General features: G+C 34.7%; 19 protein-coding genes and 1 tRNA gene. 16 read left to right on the top strand and 4 right to left on the bottom strand.

All coding sequences use genetic code 11. The annotated features are described in order from the left end of the window. Positions 1-28 precede the first annotated feature (28 nt). Positions 29-2,557, bottom strand: coding sequence for an FtsK/SpoIIIE family DNA translocase (locus EG358_RS11825; RefSeq protein WP_076558814.1), 2,529 nt, complete (start codon positions 2,555-2,557; stop codon positions 29-31). Between the two features lie 250 nt (positions 2,558-2,807). On the opposite strand from EG358_RS11825, the gene ccsA reads away from it, so the two are divergent. The 3 genes from ccsA to EG358_RS11840 all read left to right on the top strand — a co-directional run bounded on the left by ccsA (position 2,808) and on the right by EG358_RS11840 (position 7,718). Continuing rightward, a complete protein-coding gene (gene ccsA, locus EG358_RS11830) occupies positions 2,808-6,140 on the top strand; it encodes a cytochrome c biogenesis protein CcsA (RefSeq protein ID WP_076558321.1) in 3,333 nt (1,110 codons plus the stop codon). A gap of 343 nt (positions 6,141-6,483) precedes the next feature. Then, positions 6,484-7,362: an SPFH domain-containing protein gene (locus EG358_RS11835; protein ID WP_076558324.1), complete on the top strand. Its 879-nt coding sequence runs from the start codon at positions 6,484-6,486 to the stop codon at positions 7,360-7,362. A gap of 167 nt (positions 7,363-7,529) precedes the next feature. Further along, positions 7,530-7,718: an Arc family DNA binding domain-containing protein gene (locus EG358_RS11840; protein WP_076558326.1), complete on the top strand. Its 189-nt coding sequence runs from the start codon at positions 7,530-7,532 to the stop codon at positions 7,716-7,718. A gap of 50 nt (positions 7,719-7,768) precedes the next feature. Here the strand turns inward: EG358_RS11840 and EG358_RS11845 are convergent, their stop codons facing one another. Continuing rightward, entirely contained in the window at positions 7,769-7,963 is a 195-nt protein-coding gene (locus tag EG358_RS11845) for a hypothetical protein (RefSeq protein ID WP_076558328.1), read from the bottom strand. A 133-nt stretch (positions 7,964-8,096) separates the two neighbouring features. Between EG358_RS11845 and amaB the strand changes: the two genes are divergently transcribed. The 10 genes from amaB (at position 8,097) to EG358_RS11895 (ending at position 19,531) form a co-directional block, all read left to right on the top strand. Continuing rightward, a complete protein-coding gene (amaB, locus tag EG358_RS11850) occupies positions 8,097-9,647 on the top strand; it encodes an L-piperidine-6-carboxylate dehydrogenase (RefSeq protein WP_076558331.1) in 1,551 nt (516 codons plus the stop codon). A gap of 78 nt (positions 9,648-9,725) precedes the next feature. Continuing rightward, positions 9,726-11,051 (top strand): L-lysine 6-transaminase, encoded by a 1,326-nt coding sequence (gene lat / locus EG358_RS11855; RefSeq protein ID WP_076558334.1) that lies wholly within the window; start codon positions 9,726-9,728, stop codon positions 11,049-11,051. Between the two features lie 62 nt (positions 11,052-11,113). Next, positions 11,114-11,344, top strand: a complete 231-nt coding sequence (locus EG358_RS11860; RefSeq protein ID WP_076558336.1) for a DUF2007 domain-containing protein — start codon at positions 11,114-11,116, stop codon at positions 11,342-11,344. Between the two features lie 173 nt (positions 11,345-11,517). After that, positions 11,518-12,036, top strand: coding sequence for a GNAT family N-acetyltransferase (locus EG358_RS11865; RefSeq protein WP_076558338.1), 519 nt, complete (start codon positions 11,518-11,520; stop codon positions 12,034-12,036). Positions 12,037-12,159: 123 nt separating this feature from the next. After that, positions 12,160-12,615, top strand: coding sequence for a GbsR/MarR family transcriptional regulator (locus EG358_RS11870; RefSeq protein WP_076558341.1), 456 nt, complete (start codon positions 12,160-12,162; stop codon positions 12,613-12,615). Between the two features lies 1 nt (position 12,616). Next, positions 12,617-13,801 (top strand): efflux RND transporter periplasmic adaptor subunit, encoded by a 1,185-nt coding sequence (locus EG358_RS11875; RefSeq protein ID WP_076558343.1) that lies wholly within the window; start codon positions 12,617-12,619, stop codon positions 13,799-13,801. Continuing rightward, positions 13,801-16,947 carry an efflux RND transporter permease subunit gene (locus EG358_RS11880; protein WP_076558345.1) on the top strand — a complete coding sequence of 1,049 codons (3,147 nt, stop codon included), beginning with the start codon at positions 13,801-13,803 and terminating at the stop codon, positions 16,945-16,947. The genes EG358_RS11875 and EG358_RS11880 overlap by 1 nt, the downstream gene beginning before the upstream one ends. A gap of 21 nt (positions 16,948-16,968) precedes the next feature. Next, entirely contained in the window at positions 16,969-18,384 is a 1,416-nt protein-coding gene (locus EG358_RS11885) for an efflux transporter outer membrane subunit (RefSeq protein ID WP_076558347.1), read from the top strand. A 175-nt stretch (positions 18,385-18,559) separates the two neighbouring features. Further along, positions 18,560-19,048, top strand: coding sequence for a GNAT family N-acetyltransferase (locus tag EG358_RS11890; protein ID WP_076558350.1), 489 nt, complete (start codon positions 18,560-18,562; stop codon positions 19,046-19,048). 3 nt (positions 19,049-19,051) lie between these two features. Beyond that, positions 19,052-19,531: a MarR family winged helix-turn-helix transcriptional regulator gene (locus EG358_RS11895; RefSeq protein ID WP_076558353.1), complete on the top strand. Its 480-nt coding sequence runs from the start codon at positions 19,052-19,054 to the stop codon at positions 19,529-19,531. Between the two features lie 157 nt (positions 19,532-19,688). Here the strand turns inward: EG358_RS11895 and EG358_RS11900 are convergent. Then, positions 19,689-19,762 (bottom strand) — tRNA-Ala (locus tag EG358_RS11900). A gap of 303 nt (positions 19,763-20,065) precedes the next feature. Here EG358_RS11900 and EG358_RS11905 point away from each other — a divergent pair. After that, the gene (locus tag EG358_RS11905; RefSeq protein WP_076558356.1) at positions 20,066-20,437 is read left to right on the top strand and encodes a hypothetical protein; all 372 of its coding nucleotides are present in this window, start codon (positions 20,066-20,068) and stop codon (positions 20,435-20,437) included. 58 nt (positions 20,438-20,495) lie between these two features. Here the strand turns inward: EG358_RS11905 and EG358_RS11910 are convergent, their stop codons facing one another. Then, positions 20,496-21,146 carry a hypothetical protein gene (locus EG358_RS11910; protein WP_076558358.1) on the bottom strand — a complete coding sequence of 217 codons (651 nt, stop codon included), beginning with the start codon at positions 21,144-21,146 and terminating at the stop codon, positions 20,496-20,498. A gap of 145 nt (positions 21,147-21,291) precedes the next feature. On the opposite strand from EG358_RS11910, the gene EG358_RS11915 reads away from it, so the two are divergent. After that, positions 21,292-21,873 (top strand): C40 family peptidase, encoded by a 582-nt coding sequence (locus EG358_RS11915; protein WP_076558361.1) that lies wholly within the window; start codon positions 21,292-21,294, stop codon positions 21,871-21,873. A 266-nt stretch (positions 21,874-22,139) separates the two neighbouring features. Continuing rightward, on the top strand, positions 22,140-22,952 hold the full coding sequence (locus tag EG358_RS11920; RefSeq protein ID WP_076558364.1) for a 2,3,4,5-tetrahydropyridine-2,6-dicarboxylate N-succinyltransferase: 813 nt from the start codon (positions 22,140-22,142) through the stop codon (positions 22,950-22,952). The last annotated feature ends 5 nt before the right edge of the window (positions 22,953-22,957 follow it).

A 22,957-nucleotide genomic window follows, 5' to 3' on the forward strand; every position in this document is an offset into this window, starting at 1 on the left:
CTGAAAGTTAAAATTGGATGTTTTAATTTTAATTTCGCAAATCTTCCAAAAACTGTTCCAAAGAATACAGATCACTTATCAAAACTTCTCTGGCTTTAGCACCATTAAATCCACCAACAATACCGCTTGCCTCCAATTGATCCATAATTCTTCCAGCTCTGTTATAGCCCAATTTCAATTGTCTTTGAAGCATTGAAGTAGAGCCTTGCTGAGTGGAAACAATAATTCTTGCCGCCTCTTCAAACAAAGCATCTTTTTCGTTAGGATCAAATGCACCAACTGTACTTGTTGCTTCTTCTGAAACATATTCGGGAAGTAAAAATGCAGAAGCATATCCTTTTTGTTCTCCAATAAACTCAGCAAGTCTTTCAACTTCAGGAGTATCTACAAATGCACACTGAAGTCTTAAAATTTCGTTTCCGTTAAAATAAAGCATATCACCTTTACCAATCAGCTGATCTGCACCTGTTGAATCTAAAATAGTTCTGGAATCTACACTTGAAATTACTCTGAATGCCGCTCTCGCAGGGAAATTGGCTTTAATCATCCCTGTAATTACGTTTACAGAAGGTCTTTGTGTCGCTACAATCAAGTGAATTCCTACCGCTCTTGCCAACTGTGCCAATCTCGCAATCGGAAGTTCAACTTCTTTTCCGGCAGTCATAATCAAATCTGCAAACTCATCGACTACCAAAACAATGTAAGGTAAATAACGGTGACCGTTTTCAGGATTTAATTTTCTTTCGGTAAATTTTTTATTATATTCCTTTAGATTTTTACAGAATGCATTTTTAAGCAAATCATAACGCTGATCCATCTCAATACAGAGAGAATTCAAAGTATTGATTACTTTATTGGTGTCTGTAATGATTGCATCGTCAGAATCCGGAAGTTTTGCCAGATAATGTCTTTCAATTTTTGAATATAATGAGAGTTCCACTTTTTTAGGATCTACCATTACAAACTTCAATTCACTTGGGTGTTTTTTGTAGAGTAGGGAAGTCAGGATTGCATTGATTCCGACAGATTTTCCTTGTCCGGTTGCTCCCGCCATCAAAAGGTGAGGCATTTTTGCTAAATCTGCCATAAACACTTCGTTAGAAATTGTTTTACCAAAAACAACAGGCAAATCCATATCTGTATTCTGGAATTTCTGAGAAGCAATCACCGATCTCATAGAAACCATTGTCGGATTTTTTCTCGGAACTTCAATACCAATTGTTCCTTTTCCAGGCATCGGTGCAATAATTCTAATCCCTAAAGCAGAAAGATTTAAAGCAATATCATCCTGTAATTTTTTGATTGAAGCCACTCTGATTCCTGCTTCGGGTACAATTTCATACAAAGTCACCGTTGGCCCGATCGTCGCTTTAATTTCAGCAATTCCTACATTAAAGTTTTTTAGAAGTCCGACAATTTTATTTTTATTTTCTTCTAATTCTTCTTTATTAATCGAAATTTCTTCATTCCCGTATTCTTTCAATAAATCTAAAGTCGGCATCTGGAATTTTGCCAAATCTAAACGATGATCATACAAACCATGTTTATCAACTAAATCCTGAGACTGCTTGTCTGCATCATCAATAATATCAATAACCGGAGCAACTTCAACTTTAAATTTGATATCATCCGTTTCAGAAGAGCTTGAAACAGGAGCATCAAAAGCATCTTCAGGTTTTATAACAGGAATTGTAGGTGTTGTTGTAATATTTAAGTTTAAAGTAGGCGCAGCTTCTTTGTCTTCCTCAAAAGATGTTTGATTGGGTGTCACAATTGTTTCTACTTCTGTAATCGGCTGAGTTTCCTGAATAACCGGAGCTTGCTTGGTCGTTTCAGGTTTTTTTCTATTTTCGGATAGATCGGTTACGGTAATATTTGGTGTTTCTTCAATTACTTCCTCTTCCAATTCCTGATCGGCATCAAAACTCTGATCAGAATTTGGCATCATCGATCTTACTTTACCGATGGTATTTTCATTAATTACATCAAGTTTAGCTTTTATTGAGCTTGGCCGAAGATTAAATTCAAGAATAAAATACAGGGCAATACTCACAATTAAAACCATCCAAAGACCAACATTTCCGATAATCGCAGAAAGGGAATCCATAATTTGATAGCCGTAAACTCCGCTCAACACTCCACCATTACCATTGCCTCTAGTAATAGCACCCAATAAAATAGGTAACCAGCAAATAAAAAAAAGTGAGTGCCCGAAAGTCATCCACGGTTTAAAGATTCTTTTCTTTAAAATCATTGTTCCGAAGACTACAAATAGAAAAGCAACAATAAATGAAGCAATACCAATACTTTCAAAAATGAAAATATTACCAAGCCAATCGCCAAGTTTTCCAAATATGTTTGATGATTTTATCGTCTTATCCAATATAGTTCCGGCCTGGCTCTGATCTGCCTTCCAGTTCATTAAATAAGAAATAAAAGACAGCGTAAGCACTCCGGCAAAAACAATAAATGTAAGTCCGAAAAAAATACGTGGTTTTGATAAGATTTTGCCTGCCTCAGGCATTTCCTGTTGGTTTTTTTGTGATTTCTTTTCCATAATGTCAGTCTGGGCAAATTTAATGTTTTTTTTAGATTTTAAATATTTTTTAGGAGAAAACACGTTTGTTTTTTGATGTGACATTTTAGGAAGATAATTACACCTTATTTTTATGGTTAATTTAATAAAATAAAGCTTATTAAGAACGTTTAAAAATAAGCACAATCCCTTTTTAAGTGACAAAAAACAGCTTTTTTTAGCCTCCTTTCGGTTTATCATCCTTATTTTTGCATGTCAAGTAAAAAATATCATGAAGAAGCTGCAGGATATAATTATCTCCACCAGAACAATGGCTGTTCTATTGCTAGTTTATGCATTTGCCATGGCATATGCAACGTTCCTAGAAAACGATTACGGAACACCAACCGCAAAAGCCTTAATTTATGAAGCAAAATGGTTTGAACTCATTATGCTTCTCCTCATCATTAATTTTGTGGGAAACATTGGGCGATACCGTCTTTGGAAAAGAGAAAAATGGCCTGTATTGGTATTTCACCTTTCATTTATCTTTATTTTCGTTGGAGGCGCTATTACCAGATACATCAGTTTTGAAGGTCAAATGAGCATCAGAGAAGGTGAAACTTCAAACGAAATTGTTACCGACAAACAATTCTTTAAAATTCAGATCGAAGATAAAGGTGATGTCTTGAATTATCAGGATGTTCCTTATTTGATGTCTCCGCTACATAAAGATTTTAAGGCAACTTATGATTTCCACGGAAAACCGGTTAAGATAAAAACTTTGGACTATGTTCAGAGAAAAAAAGACAGTTTAGTTGCTGATAAAAACGGAGCAGAATATCTTCACTTGGTGTCGACTGCAGAAACAGGAAGACAGAATATTTACATCAAATCCGGCGAAACAAAATCAATCAACGGAACTTTGGTTACTTTCAACAGAGCTATTGACGGAGCTGTAGAATTTAAACAGGTAAACGGGCAAATGATGATTAAAACTCCTGTTGATGCAACTTATATGACGATGGCAACTCAGGCAACAGGAAATACTGCTAAAGATCAATACCAACCTTTGGTTTTGAGAAGTCTTTACAGCATTAATGAATTAAAGTTGGTTGTTCCGGAAGGTCTTAGAAAAGGTAAACTAATGGCTTTTGAAGGCGATAGAAAGAAAGATCAGAATGTTCCTGATGCGATGACGATAGAAATTGAAGGTCCGAAAACGAAACAAATCGTAGAACTCTCTGTAGAAAGAGGAAACCCCAATGCTTACAAACAAGTAACAATGGATGGTCTGAATATTATGGTTGGTTTTGGCCCTAAAATTTATACCACACCTTTTGCTATAAAACTGGATGATTTCGTAATGGAAACTTATCCCGGAAGTTCATCTCCCAGTGCATACGAAAGTCACATAAAAATCATCGATGAAGGAAAACAGACTCCTTATAAAATCTATATGAATAACGTTCTTAATTATAAAGGTTACCGCTTTTTCCAGGCGAGTTATACGCCAGACAGAATGGGAACTTTATTATCTGTGAATCATGACTTTTGGGGAACTTTAATTTCTTATATTGGTTATGCATTTTTATTCGGAGGTATGTTTGTGATGTTCTTCTGGAAAGGAACCCATTTTTGGAAGCTTAATAAAATGCTGAAAGACATCAACAAGAAAAGAGCTGCAACGGTAATTTTATTATTCTTAAGCTTAAGTTTGAGCGCTCAGAAAATCGAAACTCACGGTACTTCAGACGGTAGCAGAGAACACGTACATGTAGAAGGAGACGGTCATACTCATGATATTGCTCCTCAAGCAGTTCAGCCACAAGGAAATCAACAGAATTCTTTGGCAGCTCCTTTAACGAAAATGAGAATGATTTCGCCTGACGAAATAATTGCCAGAAATAAAATCACTAAAGAACATGCAGATAAGTTTGGTTATCTTTTGGTACAGAATTATGAAGGTAGAATTGTACCGATCAACACGCAGGCTTTAGATGTTTTAAGAAAACTTTATAAAAGAGATAAATTTAAAGGAACTGACGGGAAATATCTAACGGCTGAACAATGGTTCTTATCGATCAATACAGATACACCAAGCTGGACGATGGTTCCGTTAATCAAAGTGGATGCAAAAGGAGGTGAAGAACTTCTGAGAAAAACAAAAGCCGACGAAGATGGTTACACTTCTTTGATGAATCTTTTCCCGTCTGATGGAAGCGGAAACCTTACTTATATTTTGGATGCCGATTACAACACCGCATTCCGTAAAAAACCAGCAGAACAATCTGAATACGATAAGCAAATTATTAAACTAAACGAAAGAGTACAGATTTTTAATGAATTCTTCAGCGGACAGTTTATGAGAATCGTTCCTGTGAAAAATGACCCGAATCATACCTGGCATTCTTGGTTAGACCAAAAAATGGAGCCGGATATGGAATCTCAGAAAGTAATGGGACCGTATTTCGCAGAAGCACTTCAGGCACAAAAAACAGGCGACTGGAGCAAAGCAGATGCTGAGTTGAAAAAGCTTTCGGACTATCAGCAAAAATGGGCGAAAGCAGTAGTTCCATCAGAAACAAAAGTGAATCTGGAGGTTTTCATCAATAAAGCTGATATCAATTTCAAATTATTGATTTTCTATACAATCATTGGAGGTTTATTATTGATTTTAGGTTTTTTAGAATTATTTAAGCCTAATAAAACTCTTAACAGAATCATCAAAGGAATTATTTATGTAGGAATTGCAGGGTATGTTGCTCACTTCTTAGGATTGATTGCAAGATGGTATATATCAGGTCACGCTCCTTGGAGTAATGGTTACGAAGCAATTATTTTCATTTCATGGGTCGGAATTTCTGCAGGATTAATGTTCTATTTCGGATTTGGAAAACCAAGCTTAGGGAAAAAGACATTAGATTCTACAGTAAAGCCTGTAAAAAAAGGAAATACTTCCAATGCTTTAATTCCTGCAGCAGGATTTATGGTTGCTGTTATTATGATGGGATTTGCACACGGAGGTTCAGCGCTTGATCCGCAGATTACACCGCTGGTTCCTGTACTGAAATCTTATTGGTTAATTGTACATGTTGCCATTATTGTATCGAGCTACGGTTTCTTTGCATTGTCAATGATTATTGCAGTAATTTCATTAGTATTTTATATTATCTCAGATAAGAATTTATTTAAAGTTCATAATGATTCTACTTTAAAAGAATTGGCTATTGTATCTGAAATGTCTTTAACTATCGGACTTTTTGCATTAACAGTAGGAAACTTCTTAGGAGGAATCTGGGCGAATGAATCTTGGGGAAGATACTGGAGCTGGGATCCAAAAGAAACCTGGGCATTTATTTCAATCATGGTATATGCTTTTGTTTTACACATGAGATTGGTTCCGGGATTGAGAAGCAGATGGGCATTCCACGTAGCAACAATGTTTGCATTTTGCTCGATGGTAATGACGTATTTCGGAGTTAATTATTACTTAAGCGGATTGCACTCTTATGCAGCAGGTGATCCGGTTCCGGTTCCAGCTTGGGTATATATCGGCTTGGCAACTATGTTTACTTTAGCATTAGTATCTTACTTTAAGTTTGTTGCTTTAAAGAAAAAATAAAATCATACATATATATTATATAGAATCCCGGAAGTTATTTTCGGGATTTTTTGTTTTTAAAAAAAAAGTGACATAGGAAACTGAAACGTTAAGAAAATTTTAATTAATCCGTTAAAAAATTCCAACTGTTTGAGCACGTAACAAAATGTCAAACAATGAACAAATTTCAAATTCGTGCGAGTTTTGGGATTTTAGAATTAATTTCAATTTTTAGTGGAAGATTCTAAGTCTTGAACTTTTGTTTCTTTTGTTTCAAGACAAAAGAAATAAAAAAGGATAAATTGTATTAAATTTATACATATCTTTATGATATCAAAATAATATCACTTTAAAAATAAAAATCATGGAAAAAGTTCTAAAACCAATGTCAGGTTATTTGGCATTAGTAATCTCTCTTCTTTTATTGGGAGGTTCAGCTTATCTTTTTATTTATGGTATCAATGATGGTGAAAATCCAGATATCACGTATGTTATCATTTCACTTATTTCATTTTTCATTACCTTTTTTTTATTGAAGGGTTTAATGATTATTCAGCCCAATCATTCAAGAGTGCTTAATTTCTTTGGAAAATATGTAGGCTCTGTAAAAGACAACGGATTGTTTTTTATTAATCCTTTGTATTCATCTCAAAAAATGTCTTTACGTTCAGAAAACTTACAGGGACAGACTTTGAAGGTAAACGACAAAATGGGAAATCCAATCGAAATTGCAGTGGTGATGGTTTGGAAAGTAGGAGACACCTACAAAGCAGCATTTGATGTAGAAAGATATTCAGATTTTGTAAAAATGCAGAGTGAGGCGGCAGTACGTCATTTGGCAATGAGTTTCCCTTATGATAATCTTGAAGACGATCACGCACCGATTACTTTAAGAGAAGGTGGTGAAAAAATCAATTCAATACTTGAACAGGAATTAACAGACAGACTTTCAAAAGCCGGAATTATCATTCAGGAAGCGAGAATCTCACATTTGGCTTATGCATCTGAAATTGCAGGAGCAATGCTTCAAAGACAACAGGCAACCGCCATTGTAGCGGCGAGAACTAAGATCGTAGAAGGTGCAGTGGGAATGGTAGATTTAGCTTTAAAAAAGCTTTCCGCAGAAAATATTGTTGAATTGGATGACGAAAGAAAAGCAGCAATGGTAAGCAATTTAATGGTGGTATTATGCGGGGAAAAAGCAGCTCAGCCAATTTTAAATGCAGGAACTTTGTATAATTAAGGTTGAGGATAAGTTTAAGATTTATAAAATAAGACTCATTATTAAAGAAAGTATAGATCTTTGCTGAGTGAATGCCTTTGTGAACGAAAAATATCCTCAATAATTTTAAGAAAAAGTCTTTGCGACCTTTGTGTTAAAAAGAAATTTTTGACTAGAAAAACAATAAAATGAAATCAGAAAAAGCTCAGAAATCTCCCGAAAACAAAAGCAAAAAATCTTTCGTGATAAGGATAGATGAGTCTACCTATAAACTTCTTGAAAAATGGGCAAGTGACGAGTTTAGAAGCGTCAACGGACAGATTGAATATCTTCTTAATCAGAATTTGGTCAATTCGGGGAGAAAGAAAAAAGAATAAATTTTATAATTAAAACAAAATTAAAAGCAGAGAATTATTCTTTGCTTTTTTTATTGAAAAATCCCGGTAAAATAACTACTGATTACACTCCAAAAGTTTTTCCCTAAGAAATAAATCAACGTTGAAGTAATAATTCCTTTTACCGTAAAAAAGATGATTCCGCCAATACCGAATTTCTTAAGCATTTTCTTCCACCTTGACTTTTTTTCCACATTCTCTTCGTTTGTAGCTTCTTTCGTTTCCATTTCTGCAATTATAAAGGTTTACTTACAAAGATAAACATGTTTATAATTAGTCCAAATAAAATCATTCAAAAAATTAAAATTTTCCAGGTTCATAATATTTTTTATCTTAGGGGAAACGAAAAGTTAAATTTTTATGTCAAAGAAAATCAAAGATTTCGGGATTGAAAAATCATTACAAAATTTAGGAATCAAAGATGAAAATAAGGGAACTTCTACAGGAGGTAAATTTTTTGCATCAGGAAAATCTATAGAAAGTTATTCTCCGGCAGACGGAAGATTAATAGCCAAAGTAAAACTATCAAACGAAAAAGATTACGACAAAGTAATAGAATCTGCTCAAAAAGCATTTCTGGAATTCAGAACTGTACCAGCGCCAAAAAGAGGCGAAATTGTACGTCAGCTTGGGCAAAAATTAAGAGAATACAAAGACGATCTTGGTAAACTGGTTTCTTATGAAATGGGGAAATCTTTGCAGGAAGGTCTTGGTGAAGTGCAGGAAATGATAGACATCTGCGATTTTGCAGTGGGCTTATCAAGACAGCTTCACGGGTACACCATGCATTCAGAAAGACCTGGTCACAGAATGTACGAGCAATATCATCCGCTAGGAATTGTAAGTATCATCACAGCATTCAACTTTCCGGTAGCTGTTTGGGCTTGGAATACCGCTTTAGCTTGGATTTGCGGAAACGTTACCATCTGGAAACCGTCAGAAAAAACTCCGCTTTGTGCAATCGCATGTCAGAATATTATGAATGAGGTTTTAGCAGAAAATAATCTTTCTGAAGGAATTTCTAGTGTATTGGTTGCAGACCACACAATCGGACAAAAATTGGTTGATGACAAACGAATTACTTTGGTTTCATTCACCGGTTCTACAAGAGTCGGAAGAATGGTTTCTTCTAAAGTTGCTGAAAGATTTGGTAAATCAATCTTAGAATTAGGTGGTAATAATGCTATCATTATTTCTAAAGATGCTGATCTTGATATGTCAATTATCGGAGCGGTTTTCGGAGCGGTAGGAACTGCAGGACAAAGATGTACTTCAACGAGAAGATTGATTATTCACGAATCTGTTTATGACGAAGTGAAAAACCGTCTGGCAAAAGCGTACGGACAATTAAAAATAGGAAATCCTTTGGATGAAAATATGCACGTTGGGCCGCTTATCGATGTTGAAGCTGTCAATCAGTACGAATTGGCAATCGAAAAATGTAAGAAAGAAGGCGGAAAATTCGTCGTTGAAGGTGGAGTTCTGAAAGGTAAAGATTACGAATCTGGTTGTTATGTAAAACCTTGCATCGCTGAAGTTAAAAATTCTTACGAAATCGTACAGCACGAGACTTTTGCACCAATTTTATATCTAATTAAATATAAAACTCTGGAAGAAGCAATTGCCATTCAAAATGATGTTCCGCAAGGTTTATCTTCAGCAATTATGACTCAGAATTTAAGAGAAGCAGAATTATTCCTTTCTCATGCAGGTTCAGATTGTGGAATCGCCAATGTAAATATTGGAACTTCAGGTGCCGAGATCGGTGGAGCTTTCGGTGGCGAAAAAGAAACTGGCGGCGGTAGAGAATCTGGTTCTGATGTCTGGAAATATTATATGAGAAGACAAACCAATACTATTAATTACACAGCAAGTCTTCCATTAGCTCAGGGAATTAAATTTGATCTTTAAAATAATTTAGAATCAAGAGATTCTGTAGATGAGTGTACAGAATCTCTTGATCCATTTCATTAAAATTTTAAAATTAATATGAACAATATATTAGAAATTCAGTCAAATAAGATAAAAGAAACCGTTGGTAAACATGTTTTGGCAGACGGTTTCGATTTTGTAATGGATATCGAAAACTCTCACGGATCTTGGATTCATGATTCTGTTTCTGGGAAAAATTTCCTTGATATGTTCTCAATGTTCGGCTCGGCTTCTATTGGGTACAATCACCCTTATCTGGTTGAAAAATCTGATTGGTTGGGAAAAATGGCAATCAACAAGCCTACTTTGGCAGATGTTTATTCTAAAGAATATGCTCATTTTCTGGAAGTTTTCGAGAGAGTTGTTTTGCCAAAAGAATTACAGTATGCATTTTTTATTGAAGGTGGAGCTTTGGGTGTTGAAAATGCAATGAAAGCATGTTTTGACTGGAAAACAAGAAAAAATTTCGACAAAGGATTGGATATTGAAGCTGGAATATGCATCCATTTCAGACAGGCATTTCATGGAAGAAGCGGCTATACTTTAAGTTTAACCAACACTTCAGATCCTAGAAAATATCAATATTTTCCTATGTTTGAATGGCCAAGAATTTTGAATCCTAAATTACATTTTCCAATCACAGAAGAAAATTTGGAAGAAACTATTAAGAACGAAAATTTAGCGTTAATTCAAATTACAGAAGCTATTTTATCAAATCCTGATCAGGTAGCATGCATCATTATAGAGCCAATACAGGCTGAAGGTGGTGATAATCATTTCAGAGACGAATTTTTTGTCGGTTTAAGAAATATTTGTGACGAGCATGAAGTTCTTCTGATATTCGATGAAGTGCAAACCGGAATAGGAATTACAGGCAAAATGTGGGCTTTTGAACACTTAAGCGTGAGACCGGATATTATTTCTTTTGGCAAGAAAACCCAGGTGTGTGGAGTTTTGGCGAATAAAGAAAAATTTGATGAAATACCAAACAATGTCTTCAGAGAAAGCTCAAGAATCAATTCTACCTTTGGAGGTAACTTTATAGACATGTTGCGTTTTCAATTGGTAATGGAAGTTATCGAAAAAGAAAATCTTTTAGAAAATGCAAATATTGTTGGTGAATATCTATTGGAAGGTCTTCAGAATTTGGCTCAGAAATATCCTGAAAAATTATCTAATGCAAGAGGAAAAGGTTTGATGTGCGCAATAGATTTACCATCCCCTCAGCAAAGAGATCACTTAAGAAATGAGCTTTACAACGATGGTTTAATCATTCTTTCTTGTGGTGATCAGTCAATCAGATTCAGACCACATTTGAATGTTACAACAGAGGAAATTCAAATTGCCATAGACAAAATCGAAAACAATATTAATAAAATTTAAAACTTCCAGATTTGGAATTTTAAAAAAAACGTTCTATATTTAGATACTCAAAATGTAATTATATGGAACGTAACACTAGAGTCTCAGTTTTTGAAAGCGATAAATCTGCAGAAATTCAGTTAATTAAGTCTAAATTAGACGATGCACAGATCACTAATGATGTTGAAAATAATTATCTCACTTTTACAACTACGCCTACAGCAACAAGTTTAAAAGTAATGGTAGATTTACATGACGAGAAGAAAGCATTTGAAATTATTGATGCTTATCTTCAACAAAATCAGAATCAATAAAAACAATTTCATAATTTTAAATTTTACTACTTCGGAACCGAAAATTAATTCTCATTAATTTTCGGTTTTTTTGGTGTTAAGCTTTTAAAAAATATTCTTACTAATTTTAAGGTGAAATCTGTAGCATTGAATATGTCATTTCTTTATTTTCAAATTTGTAATATAAACTTCTTATGACCGATAAAAACGAAATCCATTTTAGAAAAGCTGAATCAAATGATATTGATACCATCTGGGAAATTATACAGCAGTCTATCGAACGCAGAAGAAAAGATGGCAGTGATCAATGGCAAAACGGATATCCCAATTTACAAACCATAGAAAGTGATGTTTCTAAAGGGTTTGGCCATGTTTTGACAGTTAATAATGATGTTGCGGTTTACGTTGCACTGATTTTCAACGACGAACCAGCCTACAGTTCAATTGATGGTGAATGGTTAACAACCGGAGAGTTTGTAGTTGTACACAGAGTTGCAGTTTCAGAAAAATTTGCAGGACAAGGACTTGCCAAAAAACTTTTCGATTATATTGAAGATTTTACAAAGTCTCAGAATGTTGCTAGCGTAAAAGTTGATACCAATTATGACAATATTGCCATGCTGAAGATTTTAGAATCTAAAGGATACACTTATTGTGGTGAAGTTGTTCTTGCAGGAGGTGTAAGAAAGGCCTTTGAAAAAGTGTTGATTTAAAAAAACACAAAAGGTTAAATTAAAAACTCATTGATTCTTTAAGAAACTGTTTATTTATAAACTCTATCACCTTTGTTCGTTTAGTTCCGAACTAATTTCTACATTTGTCAAAATTTTTCAATAATGAAAAAAAGTTTAGAAGTAGATGCGAAAATCTTTCAGGATGCTGTGAAGTTTTACGGTACTGTTCTTAATCTACCGCCTTTGGCTTCAAAAATTTATTCGTACCTCATTTTCGATTTTGATAAGGTGGGAATTACTTTTGATGAGTTTGTTGAAGTCTTTTCAGCAAGCAAAAGCTCGGTTTCTACCAACCTCAATTTACTTATCAATTCAGAATTAATCATTGATGTTAATAAGATGGATGAAAGAAAACGTTATTTTTTTGCCAATGATGATTACAAAAAAATAAGGTTCGAGAAAATTGTTCAAAAAATGCAAGATGAATTGAAACTACTAGACGATCTTAAAAATTTCAGAAAAACGGAGCATAAAGAAGACGAAGAAAGAATTGAAGTCTACAAAGCTCTTTTAAACAAAAACATATCAAATATTCAGGAATCTCTTAATAAACTATAAAATGACAAACAAGCTTATACTATTTTCTGTAGCAGCATTTTCACTGACTGCCTGCAAAAAAGAAGCTCCGAAACAGGATGGCCCAAAACCTTTTCCTGTAGTTTCGGTAGAGAATAAAAATGTAGTAGGGTACGACACTTTCCCTGCAAGTATTGAAGGTAGAGTAAATAATGATGTAAGAGCAAAAATTCAGGGTTACATTACTCAGGTTTTGGTGGATGAAGGTCAGTATGTAACTAAAGGGCAACCTTTATTCAGACTAGAAACCAATATTCTTACAGAAAACGCTGCTGCTTCAAAAGCAGGAATTGGTGCTGCCGAATCAAATATCGCCGCAGCTCAGGCTCAGGTAAATGCTGCTAATGTAGAAGTGAATAAACTGAAGCCACTTGTTCAGAAAAACATCATCAGCAACGTACAGTTACAGACGGCGCAGGCCAATTTGGCTCAGGCTCAGGCTGGTTTGCAGCAGGCTATTGCAGCAAAAAGACAAGCTGTTGCCAACTATAAAGGTGTAGAAGCAAACATTGATTACTCGGTAATCCGTGCTCCTATTTCTGGGGTGATTGGTAAACTTCCTTTAAAAGTGGGAAGTTTGGTAGGTCCTACAGATCAGGTTGCTTTAACCACGATTTCGGATACTTCAGAGATATTCGCTTATTTTTCAATGAATGAAAAATCGTATTTTGATTTCTTAGAAAATTCAGTTGGAGCCAATGTTCCAGAAAAAATAAAAAATCTTCCGATGGTTGAACTTGAATTGGCAAACGGAAGTATTTATCCTGAAAAAGGAAGAATCGAAGCAATTACTGGTTCTTTAGATCCTACAACAGGAACTATTCAGTTCAGAGTTTCTTTTAAAAATGCTCAAAAACTTTTAAGTAACGGAAACAGTGGAACCATAAGATTCCCTAAACGCTATGACAACGTTTTGGTAGTACCGGAAAGTGCAACTTACGAACAGCAAGGAATTGTTTACGTTTATAAAGTTGAAAAGGATACTGCCCGAAATACAGTTGTTGAAGTCATTGAAAGAATCGACAATTTAGCATTAATAAAATCCGGAGTTAAAAAAGGGGAAGTAATTATTGCAGCCGGAACCGGAAATATAAAGCCGGGTACAGCCGTAAAGCCTAAAAAAGTAAGTATGGACAGCCTCGTTCAATCAGTAAAACCGAAATTCTAATGATAAAGAACTTTATTAACAGACCGGTTTTATCAACTGTAATCTCCATCTTGATTGTTATTCTTGGTGTTTTGGGACTTACAGCACTTCCGGTTACACAATATCCCGATATTGCTCCGGCTACGGTGAGTGTGAGAGCCAATTATACAGGAGCTAATGCTGAAACCGTAATGAAAAGTGTTGTTGTTCCTTTGGAAGAACAGATCAATGGGGTTGAAGGGATGGATTATATTACTTCAACAGCAGGTAATGACGGTTCAGCACAGATTCAGGTATTTTTCAAACAAGGAATAGATGCAGATATTGCTGCGGTAAACGTTCAGAACCGTGTTTCTAGAGCTAGCCCGTTACTTCCTAGTGAAGTTACCCGTGCGGGTGTTGTAACTCAGAAGCAACAAACGAGTGCTTTGATGTATCTTTCTTTCTATTCAGAAAATAAGAATATTGATGATGTATATCTTCAAAACTTCCTGAATATTAACGTGATTCCAAATCTACAAAGGATTAACGGAGTAGGTGAAGCCAACGTTTTTGGTGGTAAAAATTACTCAATGAGAATTTGGCTTGACCCTGCAAAATTGGCAGCCTACGGAATTACACCCAATGAAGTTACCACGGCTATTAATGATCAGAGTAGAGAAGCTGCAGCAGGATCTTTAGGGCAAAACAGCGGAAGTTCTTTTGAATATATCATTAAATATGTAGGAAAATTCAGTGAAAAGGAACAGTATGATGATATTATCATCAAATCTCTTCCGGACGGACAGAATTTAATGTTGAAAGATGTTGCAAAAGTAGAATTAGGCGGATTATCTTACAGTGGAGTTGGTGAAAACGGAGATTACCCATCAATCAGTATGGGGGTATTTCAAACTCCAGGATCCAATGCTCAGGAAATTATCGAAAACATCAAAAAACAGCTTAAAGAAAATGAAAGTTCTTATCCTGAAGGTGTAAAATATACTTTTAACTTTGATACCAACGAATTCCTTGATGCTTCTATCGAAAAAGTAATTCATACTTTGATCGAAGCCTTTATCTTGGTATTTATTGTAGTTTATATTTTCTTACAGGATTTCAGATCAACATTAATTCCGGCGATTGCGGTTCCGGTATCTATTGTGGGAACATTTTTCTTCCTGAATCTTTTTGGATATTCATTAAACCTATTAACGCTTTTTGCATTAGTTTTAGCAATTGGTATTGTGGTAGATGACGCGATTGTCGTCGTCGAGGCTGTACACGCTAAAATGGAACAAGGAATTTCCAATGCAAAAAAGGCAACGGTAGAAGCAATGGACGAAATTACAGGTGCGATTATTTCAATTACATTGGTAATGGCAGCGGTATTTATCCCTGTTACATTTATTACAGGGCCTACCGGGGTATTTTATCAGCAGTTTGGGATTACCTTAATTATTGCGATCATCATTTCGGCGGTAAATGCATTAACATTAAGTCCGGTTTTATGCTCATTATTCTTAAAACCACACGAAGATCATCACGAAGATTATAAAAATAAAAATTTCATCCAGAAATTCTTCTATAAATTTAATATCGGTTTCAAAACGGCAACTGAGCGTTACGGAAGAGGATTTAATTTTCTGATTAAACATAAATGGGTGACTTTAGTAATTCTTATCGTTACCGGAGGAATTATCTATTGGGCAAATGGAAGTATGAAGAAAGGTTTTGTACCTACAGAAGATAGAGGAATCATCTTTACAGACGTGCAGCTTCCACCGGGAGCATCAATGGAAAGAACCTACAATGTATTGAAGACTTTGCAGAAAGATGCCATGAAAATTCCGGGAATTCAGAATGTAACTATTTCTACAGGTAGAGGGTTATTATCCGGAAACGGAAGTAATAACGGTCTTGCCTTTGTTAAACTTAAACCTTTCGACGACAGAAAAGGGGACGGCTTATCATCTGAAGAGATTACAAAAAGATTATTTGGTCTTGCAGGAAAAGTGCCTGATGCTAAAGTTGTTTTCTTCCAGCCTCCAAGTGTACCGGGATTTGGTAGCAGCGCAGGTTTTGAGATGGTACTTTTAGATAAATCGGGAGGTGATTTTGCTCAGCTTGATGCCAAATCAAACGAGTTTATCGGAAACCTGATGCAAAGACCGGAAATTGAATTTGCCCAGACTTCATTTAATACAAAATATCCACAGTATTTAATGGAAATCAATGTTCCGTTAGCTAAACAAAAAGGTGTTTCTGTAAATGATATTTTGTCTACAATGCAGGGATATATTGGTGGAATTTACGGAGCTGATTTTACCAAATACGGAAAACAGTTCAGAGTAATGATTCAGGCTCTTCCTGAAAACAGAGTAAATGCTGATAATCTTAATCAATATTATATTAAAACCGGTTCCGGAGAGATGTCACCGATCTCACAATTTGTGACATTGACTAAATCTTACGGTCCTCAGTCTGTAGGTCGTTATAACCTTTTTACATCAGTAAAAATTACAGGCGCAAACAAAGCTGGTTACAGTTCGGGTGATGCAATTACGGCGGTGCAGGCGGTAGCTAAAGAGACGCTTGATCAAAATTATGATGTTGAGTTTACAGGTCTTACAAGAGAAGAATTAAATTCAGGATCTCAGACGTTATTGATCTTTGCTTTAAGTTTGGTGTTTGTTTATTTCATTCTTTCTGCGCAGTACGAAAGTTATATCCTTCCTTTAGTGGTGGTAATTTCACTTCCTCTTGGGGTAATGGGAGCTTATTTCGGACAGAAAATAATGGGCTTGGAAAACAATATTTACTTCCAGATTGCATTGATTATGTTGGTCGGTTTATTGGCGAAAAATGCGATTTTGATTATCGAATTTGCTGTTCAGAGGAGGCATCATGGCGAGACCATTGTAGAATCTGCAATTAATGCAGCCAAAGCGAGATTGAGACCAATTTTAATGACATCTTTGGCATTTATCTTCGGTTTATTACCATTGGTTTTAGCAAGCGGAATTGGTGCGGTTGGTAACAGATCAATTGCAACAGGTGCATCGATCGGGCTATTAATAGGAACTATTTTAGGAGTATTTGTGATTCCGGTTTTGTATGTGATTTTCCAGACTTTACAGGAAAAAATAAAACCTATCAAGCACGAAGACATCAATTTAGCTGAATAAGAAATCTTTAAGATTTAAATAATGAAAAAATTATCAATAATTATAAAAGGAACTGCTTTTTCAGTGGTCACGTTCGCCGTTTTATCATCGTGCATGGTAAGAAAAGAGTACGAAAGACCTGCAGCTGCAGTTGACGAAAAACTATTCCGTACCGATATGCTGCCTCAAGACAGTACAAGTATTGCGAATGTTTCCTGGAAAGAGATTTTCACAGATCCTATTCTTCAGGGGCACATCACAAAAGCTTTGGAAAACAATCTTGATGTAAGAATTGCAGTACAGAATATCACTTCTGCCGAAGCTTATTTGAAACAGGCAAAAGCAGCATACGAACCCACTTTATCAATCGGACCGAATTACACGTTTCAGACACAGTCTATCAACACACAGTTTGGTCAGATTATCGGAGAAAGACGTTATGTAAACCAGTTTGACATTACGGCAACAATCGGTTGGGAAGCAGATTTGTGGGGGAAAATGAAGTCTCAGCAAAAAGCTCAGTTGGCTACTTATTTAGGAACTTTAGCCGCTCACAAAGCAGTAAAAAGTGATTTGGTGGCATCAATCGCTTCCGCCTATTTTCAGTTGTTAACTTATGATGATCAGAAAAGAATCATTGAAGAAACAATTAAAGTAAGAGAAAATAATTTAGAAACCACAAAAGCATTAAAGGAAGCAGGCACATTGACGGAAGTTGCAGTTCAGCAAAGTGAAGCTTTGGTTTATAATGCTAAATCTTTACTGATCGACATTGATACTCAAATTCAGCTTTTGGAAAACACAGTAAGCATGTTGATGGGTGAGCCTTCGCAGACCATTGCAAGATCATCTTTAAGATCACAGTCGTTACCAGAAAGTTTGGCTTTAGGATATCCTGCAAGTTTATTATCAAACCGTCCCGATGTGATGCAGGCAGAATTTAATTTAATGAATGCTTTTGAGTTAACAAATGTTGCCAAAGCTCAGTTTTATCCAACGCTAAAATTAACAGGAAGCGGTGGAGTACAATCAGTAGACATCGACCATTTGTTTAGTGTAAACTCTCTTTTTGCCAATGTGGTAGCCGGTTTAGCACAACCAATTTTAAACAGAAGACAGATCAAAACAAATTACGATGTAAGTTTAGCAAATAAAGAAACGGCTTATCTGAATTTTAGAAAATCTATTTTGATGGCTGGAAAAGAAGTTTCTGATGCAATAAGAGTATTTTCAGTGCAGGATTCTTTTATAGATTTAAAGAAAAAAGAGCTGGATTCTTACAAAAAATCAGTTGATTATTCTCAGGAATTGGTCAACTATGGTATGGCAAACTATCTTGAAGTTTTAAATGCAAGTGTAAATTCATTGAATGCCGAGCTTAATATTTCAAATGCAGAATACAGTAAAATGAAAGCTGCAGTAGATTTGTACCAGGCTTTAGGCGGCGGATGGAAATAATGAAAAGTTAGTTATTATATATTCAAATCTTGTTAAGACGTGTGCTGGAAACAGTGCACGTTTTTTATTTAATTAAAATTACAAACAACTGATTTTCTATATTTTAAAATTATATTTCAATTTTTCATTGCATATATGTAGTTAACTACGTAGTTTTGTACGTAAATTAAAAGTCATGTTAGAAATTAATCTTGTAAACAATACTTATTCAAAAGAAATAATAGATTTGGTTCTGAATATTCAGCAAAAGGAATTTAATGTTCCCATTACAATAGAAGATCAACCCGATCTTATGCAAATCGAAGATTTTTATTTTGCCAATGGCGGAAGTTTTTGGGGAGCTTTCATAGACGGTGAACTTGTTGGAACCATTGCTTTGGTTAAATTTGATGAAAAAGCGGCGGCAATCCGAAAGATGTTTGTAAAAAAAGAATTCAGAGGAAAAGAATACGGTATCGCTCAGAAGCTATTGGAAATCCTTATTGCTTATTGCCAGAAAAACGGAATAGATGAAGTATATTTAGGAACTGTATCGATACTCGAGGCTGCATTGCGTTTTTACGAACGTAATCACTTTATACGAATTGAAAAAGAACAGCTTCCCTCAAAATTTCCTTTAATGACTGCTGATAATGTATTTTGTTTTCTAAATCTAAAATTATAGCTTATGAATGTCATCAACGAATCCGGAACTTTAGCTTTATCTACAAGATTACAACGCCTTAGCGAGCAATTACGTAAAGACGGAGCCTTGGTTTATAAAGAATTTGGAATAGATTTCGAACCCAAATGGTTTCCGGTAGTCTTTACATTACATCACAAAAATACACTCAGCGTTGTCGAAATTGCTAATGAAATAGGGTACACGCATCCTTCCACAATCAACCTTTTAAAAGAACTTGAAAAGCAACAAATGATTATATCTAAAAAAGATAAAACAGATGAACGTAAACGCTTAATTGAATTGGCACCAAAAGGTATTGAATTGATAGAAAAAATGATACCCGTGTGGGAAATTATCTCTAAAGTGTTGGGAGAAATAGCAGACAATGAGAATCATTTATTGAAAGCCATTAATGAAGCAGAAGAAAAAATTGCAAAACAGTCTTTTTTACAAAGAGTTTTACAATTGAAAAACAACCAATAAGTAATGTTAATAAATTGATTGTTTTTAATTTTAACTGATAATTTCAATCATAAAAGCTATTTCAGAAATATAAAATAGGCAAGCTATTAACAAAAGTTAGCGTTGAATTAAATGCAAAAAAACCTTCCCATCGGAAAGGTTTTTTCATGAAAAAAAGTGGAGAATACGGGGATCGAACCCGTCACCTTTAGACTGCCAGTCTAACGCTCTAGCCAGATGAGCTAATTCCCCTTTTTTAAGATCGATGCAAATGTAAGTATTTATATAGAATATGCAAATCTTCTTTAAAAAAAATAAATATTTTAATTTAAAAAAAAAGAACGACAATCATGAAAACAATTTTAAAGATAATTTTCCGCTAAACAGATCAAAATTATCATCTGTAAAAGATTAAACTATAAAATTAAATTAATATATTTGCCCAATTCAAAAAATATAGAGATATCATCAATTTTAAAAACAATCTTGAAATTTTCTCCCTTATTTTTAAGAATAAATTGAATAATAAACTTATTTCATAAACTATTGTAACCTATGAAGAAACTATTTTTACTTTTATTGACTATTTTTTCATTAATTGGATGTACTGCAGATGACGAGACCCTTGTTGATTATGTAGGAACATGGTCTGGAACTTACGAAGGAACCGAAAAAGGTCTTTGGAAATTCGTAGTTGCTTCCGACGGAAAAGTTACCGGAACAATGTACAATGAAACAAGCAATGAAAATTACAATATTTCAGGATTCCTGGACAGATCCGGTCAGTTGACTGCTGAATTGGTTTTACCTGCAGACGGACAATTTAACGGAACACTAAACGTTGAAGAAAAGGGAAGTGGAAATTGGACGAACGAGTCGCCAACTCCTGTCAGAAGCGGATCTTGGTCTGGAGAGAAAAATAAATAGACAACTATTATAAATTAAAAATCGGCTGCAAACAAAGTTTGCAGCCGATTTTTTTTATTTAAACAAATCCCATTTGTACAACGTGAGAATCTCTCTTTACTGCAACAAAATGAATCACATCATCTTCTTCTGAAAAATGATTTTCAAAAATTACTTCATTTTGACTTTCCTGCAACTTTATTTTTTCTTCAAAAGACTCTGTAAGATAGTTTTCAAAATCAATTTTTATACTCATAATTACTACTTCATCAGCAAAAATCGCTTTATCCAAATGCAGACTTTTGTCCCACAATCCAAGGAAAATCTGAGTATTATGATTAAAATTAGAAATATCACCAAACTCAAATTGCTGGAGTATTACTCGTCCGTCTTTAGCTTTTAAGCCATTTTTCACCGATCTTTTTCCTTTTTCATTTTCAAGATCTAGATCTTTGATTTTGGTCATTGTCTTTGCAAACCGTTGATAGAGTAGGGCGTCATCTGCCAACTCAATATACTTTGAGATGCAGGAACGGATTAACTTTCCAATTTTTGAGCAGTGCCCAAATTCAGAACTGTTTTGCCTCACCTTTTCATAAGTGGGGCTTTTTTTATAGGCAGCTTTATTAAACCCACTTTTTTTCCGAACAATATTTTTACCATTCAGATTATAAAAAACCAGATCACCAATGGATCCGTTGAGTTTAATGAAACTTTCGTAAGTCGCCATATTTCTAAAATAGCTTCAAAGATAAACATAAAAAATAACAATTAAAGATATTGCTATATAATTAAAGTATAGTTATAGTATAGTTATTGTATAATTAAAAAAATTAAATTATATTTGTAATCATAAATATCTAATTGATTTTCAAATGAATAAGGATTTGCGTTTTTCGGAAATTAAATTATATAAAGGGCTTGTTGTTTTAGCAATAATTTCAACAACAATTATTTCTTGTGGAAGCTCGAAAAATGTTTCTTCTTCTAATTCTAAGAAAACATCATCGAAAAGTATAAGTAAAGCTGAAAATCTAAGAAAATTGGATTCTGATTTCGATGGTAAAGTTCCGGGTTCTGTAAAGAGTCTTTTAAAAGACGCAGAAACGTATTTGGGAGCTCCGTATAAATTTGGAGGCAATAGTTCTTCAGGTTTTGACTGTTCCGGATTTACCGTGAAAGTTTTTCAGGATAATAATTTCAGTTTACCCAGAAGATCTTCAGATCAGGCAGATTCAGGAAAATCTATCGATATTAAAACCGTAAAACCAGGCGATTTGCTGTTTTTTGCTACGGCTGGCGGAAGTAGGGTTTCCCACGTAGGGATTGTTCACACTATTGAAAATGATGGTGAAGTAAAATTCATCCATGCATCAACTTCTAAAGGAGTAATCATATCTTCTTTAAATGAAAAATACTGGAACAAAGCCTATCTTCACGCTCAAAGAGTTTTATAGTTACTGCAAACTCTGTAAAGAATTTCATTGGATCTAATTTTTCAAAAATAGTTAGTGCCTTTATTTAGCTTATTTTTTCATATACTTTTTTATTGTGTTTAATAACTATTTAACAGCACTAACCACTCTTTTGATTATATAAAACAAGATAGAAGATTAATCTTTGGCTGCAATTATTTTAGTTTTGTAATACAACATTCAAAAGATTTTGCCTAACTTTTTTGTATATTTGGCAGTGAATTTTTTAACAAATTATAAACATAATTATGTCGTTACAACAAACTATTGAAAATATCTGGGACAACAGAGAATTATTGCAGAATGAAGACAGCCAAAAGGCTATAAGAGAGGTGATTTCTTTGGTTGACAAAGGCGAACTTCGTACAGCTGAGCCTACAGAAAACGGATGGCAGGTGAATGAGTGGGTAAAAAAAGCAGTAGTAATGTATTTCCCGATCCAGAAGATGGAAACTATTGAAGTAGGTCCGTTTGAATTTCATGATAAAATGCCTTTGAAGAGAAACTATGCAGAAAAAGGGGTTAGAGTTGTACCGCATGCCATTGCAAGAGAAGGTGCTTACATCGCCTCAGGCGTTATTTTGATGCCTTCTTATGTGAATATTGGTGCTTATGTAGATTCAGGAACAATGGTTGATACCTGGGCAACGGTTGGAAGCTGTGCACAGATCGGTAAAAATGTTCACTTAAGTGGTGGTGTTGGTATTGGTGGTGTTTTAGAACCGCTTCAGGCTGCTCCGGTAATCATTGAAGATGACTGTTTTATCGGTTCCAGATGTATCGTTGTAGAAGGAGTTCACGTTGAAAAAGAGGCAGTTTTAGGTGCAAATGTAGTGTTAACCGCTTCTACAAAAATTATCGATGTTACAGGAGATACTCCTCTTGAAATAAAAGGTAGAGTTCCTGCTCGTTCGGTTGTAATTCCTGGAAGTTATACCAAACAATATCCTGCCGGAGAATATCAGGTTCCTTGTGCTCTGATTATAGGTCAGAGAAAAGAATCTACAGACAAAAAAACATCTCTTAATGATGCTTTAAGAGAAAATAATGTAGCTGTTTAAATTTT

The organism is Chryseobacterium indoltheticum (genome assembly GCF_003815915.1).
Lineage (GTDB): Bacteria > Bacteroidota > Bacteroidia > Flavobacteriales > Weeksellaceae > Chryseobacterium > Chryseobacterium indoltheticum.